The sequence below is a fragment of the Actinoplanes sp. NPDC048791 genome, assembly GCF_040650095.1.
GTDB lineage: Bacteria > Actinomycetota > Actinomycetes > Mycobacteriales > Micromonosporaceae > Actinoplanes.
Window position 1 is genome coordinate 1 of the sequence record NZ_JBEZGQ010000716.1, and the last position, 4,499, is coordinate 4,499.

6 protein-coding genes are annotated in these 4,499 nt (G+C 70.8%); 1 reads left to right on the plus strand and 5 read right to left on the minus strand.

Going from position 1 to position 4,499, the window contains the following annotated elements:
* The coding region (locus AB0C29_RS35285; RefSeq protein ID WP_360829745.1) for a hypothetical protein at positions 1-1,883 on the plus strand (1,883 nt) is incomplete at its 5' end.
* A gap of 277 nt (positions 1,884-2,160) precedes the next feature.
* Here the strand turns inward: AB0C29_RS35285 and rplI are convergent.
* The 5 genes from rplI to AB0C29_RS35310 form a co-directional block, all read right to left on the minus strand.
* On the minus strand, positions 2,161-2,610 hold the full coding sequence (gene rplI, locus AB0C29_RS35290) for a 50S ribosomal protein L9 (RefSeq protein ID WP_360546620.1): 450 nt from the start codon (positions 2,608-2,610) through the stop codon (positions 2,161-2,163).
* A gap of 14 nt (positions 2,611-2,624) precedes the next feature.
* Positions 2,625-2,864, minus strand: coding sequence for a 30S ribosomal protein S18 (gene rpsR / locus AB0C29_RS35295; RefSeq protein WP_007073789.1), 240 nt, complete (start codon positions 2,862-2,864; stop codon positions 2,625-2,627).
* Between the two features lie 35 nt (positions 2,865-2,899).
* Positions 2,900-3,463, minus strand: a complete 564-nt coding sequence (locus tag AB0C29_RS35300) for a single-stranded DNA-binding protein (protein WP_212992383.1) — start codon at positions 3,461-3,463, stop codon at positions 2,900-2,902.
* Between the two features lie 68 nt (positions 3,464-3,531).
* The gene (gene rpsF / locus AB0C29_RS35305; protein WP_023563150.1) at positions 3,532-3,822 is read right to left on the minus strand and encodes a 30S ribosomal protein S6; all 291 of its coding nucleotides are present in this window, start codon (positions 3,820-3,822) and stop codon (positions 3,532-3,534) included.
* 289 nt (positions 3,823-4,111) lie between these two features.
* Positions 4,112-4,499, minus strand: a 388-nt coding sequence (locus tag AB0C29_RS35310; RefSeq protein ID WP_360829749.1) for a hypothetical protein, incomplete at its 5' end; no start/stop codon positions are given.

The following is a 4,499-nucleotide window of genomic DNA, read 5'->3' on the forward strand; positions in this document are numbered from 1 at the left end:
GCCAGCGCAGCGGCGGCATCCCCCGCGGTCCGGAAGGACCGCGCGGACGGTCGCGCCCGGAGTTCGAGCGCGGACCGGAAGCCCCCCGGGAGTACGCGGACCGGAGCCGCCGTCGCGAACGGGACACCAGCTGGCAGCAGGAACTCGCGTCCGGCGCCTGGAACCGGGACCCTGAGTCGGACGTGTGGCTGCGCGACAGCGACACCGGCCAGTGGCACCGGCAGGAGCTCGAGGACGAGGAAGACGAGGACGATGACCGAGGCCCGCGCCGAGGTCCCCGCGACGACGATCGCGGTAACGGCGGCGGCCGACGCGCCATCGAGAGCAGCGAGGCGGTCTCCCGACGTGACCGGGACGAGTCCGCGCGCTTCCGCAGCGAGCCGGCCGACGAGGACCGGGGTGGCCGGCGCCGCACGGCCGAGCCCCGTTCGACGCGTCTGCAACTGACGGCGAGCGCCGAACCGCCGCTCGACCCCGAGGTCTGGCGCCGCGACGGCGAACCCCCGACCAGACCGATCCCTCCGCAGTCCCTGACGCGACAGCGCGACGGCAACATGCCGGTCTCCGCGCAGCCGAGCACCTGGGACCGGGACGCGCCGGCATCAGCCCAGCCGGGAGCTTGGGACCGCGAACGGGACATGCCCGTATCGGCCCAGCCCGGCCCGTGGGACCGGGACGCACCGGTGTCAGCCCAGCCCGGAGCTTGGGACCGCGAGCGGGACATGCCTGTCTCCGCCCAGCCCGCGACCCGGGACCGCGAGGACATGGCGTCCGGATACCGGTCGCGGGAGGCCGACCAGCCGTTCTCGGCGCCACCGGACCCGCGCCGGCGTGCCGCCGCGCCTGATCTGGGTGAAGCGGCTTACGACAGCCCGGTTTCCGCCCAGCCCGCCTCCTGGCAGCGTGATGCCGATCCGACGTCCGCGCCGCCGGACCAGCGCCCCCGCGGCGCTGCATCCGTGCCGGGACCCGACTCCCTGCGCCGCGACGGCGGCACACCCACGCGTCCCGTGTCCGGCACGGCGGCCGCGCCGGTATCGTCCCAGCCCGGTGCCTGGCGGGCCGATGCCCAGGCCGCCGCCCGCACCGACGCCTGGCGCAACCAGCTGCGCGCCGAGCAGGGCGAACCGCCGCTGGTCAGCGACGCGGTGACCGAGATCCGGCCCCGCGAGCCGGGGGCGTGGCGGGAAGCTGAGGCGGAGGGTCCCGTCCGTGGCTCGGCGACCTACCGCGAGCACAGCACCGGGGACTGGCGGCGCGAGCTCAGCGCCGACAGCGATCTGGCCGACGGTGAGTCGCGGCGGATCAGCACGGCTGACTTCGTGCCGTTCCGGCCGCCGTCCAAGAACGGTGCCGCGGCGTCGGTGAAGGTGCCGGCCGCGAATTCGGCCGCCGAGGGTGCCACGGAGGTCATTCAGCGTACGGGGGCCCGGTGGCAGGACCCGCCGGACACCCAGTGGCCACCGCGCGGTGCTGTGGCTTCGGCCGCCGGTACCTACGAGCGGCGCCCGGTCAGCACACTGCCGTCGCCGTCGGCGCGACAGAACGACCTGCTCGAACCGGATGAGGAACTCGAGGAGGACACCGGCGGTCCGCTCGCGGCCGTGGGTTACACGGTCGTCTGGTACGGCGTGCCAGTCGTCCTCTTCGTGCTCTACATGCTCGTGCTCAACGGCAGCCAGCAGGCGCACGCGCTCGACACCCTGGCCGGCGCCGCCCCGCAGTTCGGCCTGTCCCTGGTGCTGAGCATGCTGGTGGCGGTGGGCCTGCGCTGGGCGAGCGGCTCCTGGAAGGCAGCCAGTGTCGGCCTCGCCGCCGCGGTGATGGGCGGCGGCCTGGCGACCGTGCTGACCTCCGCCATCACCGGTCAATCCCTCAGCTGACGAGCAAAACCAGCCCAGCTCCGAAGCAGGCAAAGCTAAAGCCGGCAGAAGGTCAAGATAAGCCAAGACGCGAAGCAGGCCAGTCGAGGCGAGCCCAGCTCTACAGCAGGCAAAGCCGAAGCAAGCCGAGCTCCGAAGCAGGCCGACGGCCGAAGCAAGCCAAGCTCCGAAGCAGGCCGACGGCCGAAGCGAGCCAGCCAAGGGCCGGAAACGACAGAGCGCGCCGGACCCCGAAGGGCCGGCGCGCTCAGCGTGAGGCGTGAAGCGGTGAAGCGTCTTACTTGGCGGCGACGACGTTCACGGGGAACGACGCGGTCACCTCGGGGTGCAGCTTGACCTGGACCTTGTAAGCGCCCGTGGTCTTGATCGGGGCCGTCAGTTCCAGGCGGCGCCGGTCGAGAGCCGGACCGCCCGCGGACTTGACCGCGTCCACGATCTCGGCCGGGGTGATCGAGCCGAACAGGCGGCCACCGGTGCCGGAGCGCGCCTGCAGGGTGACCTTCAGGCCCTCGAGCTGGCCCTTGACCTCGTTGGCCTGGCCCAGGTCGCGGATCTCGCGGGCGTCGCGCGCCCGCTTGATGACCGTGACCTGCTTCTCGGCGCCCTTGCTCCACTGGATCGCGAAGCCCTGCGGCAGCAGGTAGTTACGGCCGTAGCCGTTCTTGACCTCGATGACATCGCCGGGGGTGCCGAGGCCCGACACTTCCTGCGTGAGGATGATCTTCATATCGGTGCCTCCCCTCAGCGCGCCGTGGCCGTGTACGGCAGGAGCGCCATCTCACGGGCGTTCTTGACCGCGCGGGCGATCTGCCGCTGCTGCTGCGAGGTCACGCCGGTGACCCGCCGAGCGCGGATCTTGCCGCGGTCGGAGATGAACTTGCGCAGCAGCGCGGTGTCCTTGTAGTCGATGTAGGTGATCCCGTCCTTGTCGAGCGGGTTCACCTTCTTCTTCGGCTTGCGAAGTGCCGCAGCCTTAGCCATAGCTCTTGACTCCTGAAATCATGACCCGTAAGGGCTTAGAAAGGTGGCTCGTCGTCGAACGAGGAGTTGCTGCCGCCACCGCCGCCAGCGGCGGGACGGGAGCTGGAAGCCGGGGCCGCCGTGGCCCAGGGGTCGTCGAAGTTGTTGCCGCCTCCGCCGCCGCTGGGCTGCCGGTTGCCACCACCAGCGCCGCCGCCGGAGGCGCCGAAGCCGCCCCCACCGCCGCCGCCGGACCGGGACATCTTCTGCACCTTCGCCGTGGCGTAGCGCAGGGACGGGCCGATCTCGTCGACCTCGAGCTCATAGACGGTGCGCTTCTCGCCCTCGCGGGTCTCGTAGGACCGCTGGCGCAGCCGGCCCTGCACGATCACCCGAGCGCCACGCTGCAGCGACTCGGCGACGTGCTCAGCAGCGTCACGCCAGACGTTGCACGCGAGGAAGAGTGGCTCGCCGTCTTTCCATTCGCCCGACTGCCGGTCCATCGTCCGCGGCGTCGAAGCGATGCGGAACTTGGCGACCGCCGCCCCCGAGGGGGTGAAGCGCAGCTCAGGGTCGTCGGTCAAGTTACCGACGACCGTGATGGTGGTTTCTCCTGCCATGATCTTCTCCTCGCCGCTTCATGCGTTTTCGCAAGGAGGCTCCCAGAGCCCCCTGACAAAAACGACCGTCAGCGGGTCTCGGGCCGGATGACCTTGGTACGCAGGATCGACTCGTTCAGCCGGAGCTGACGGTCCAGCTCGGCCACGGCCTCCGGCGTCGCCTGCAGGTCGACGACGGCGTAGATGCCTTCGGCCTTCTTGTTGATCTCGAACGAGAGCCGGCGACGGCCCCACACGTCGAGCTTCTCCACCGAGCCGCCCGCGGTGCGGATCACGTTCAGGTACGTGTCGAGCGACGGTGCAACGGTGCGCTCCTCGAGACTGGGGTCGAGGATCACCATGAGTTCGTAATGACGCAAGACGTTCTCACCTCCTGTGGGCTGAACGGCCACGGTCTCTCCGTGGCAGGAGGTCTTGTGTCGCCCGCAACAGAAAACCGTGGGCGGCGCCCACGGCAGACCTGTTGCGAACCGAGCCAGCATACCCGGAGCCGGCCTGACGCCCAAAAAGGGCCCCGTCCACAGACGAGGCCCTTCGAGGTGGAAGCCGCGGGGCGTCCGGTCCGCATTCGCTGGGTGGGACCTGGGGAGGAACGACCACACCGATGAGGTTGGAACGGCCGCCCCGCGGAGCTTGCTGTGGAGTAGTCTACGCGACGCTTGCCCGAGATGCACGTTGCGACACAATTGCCCGAATTATTCCGATTGCTACGCCCAGCACGCTCACCGTGGCGATCACCGCGAGCAGACCGATCGGCTGCGACTCCGGCAGCGGGCGCATCGCCGCGACCGGCTCCGCCGCGACGATCCCGGAGGACGGACCGGCCGGGAGCTCCGGCGCGGCCGCCGTCGGCGACGAGGGCAGATCAAGCGTGGGTACGCCGGGAAGAATCGTCTTGTCGTCACCGGGCGGCATCCCCGAGAACGCCGGTACGGCTGCTCCCGCCGTACCGGTGACCGGGATCTTGGTCTTGACCCGCGGAGCCGCACCGCCCTGCGGCATGGCCTGGGCCGCCGTGGTCGCGGCCTGGGCTGCG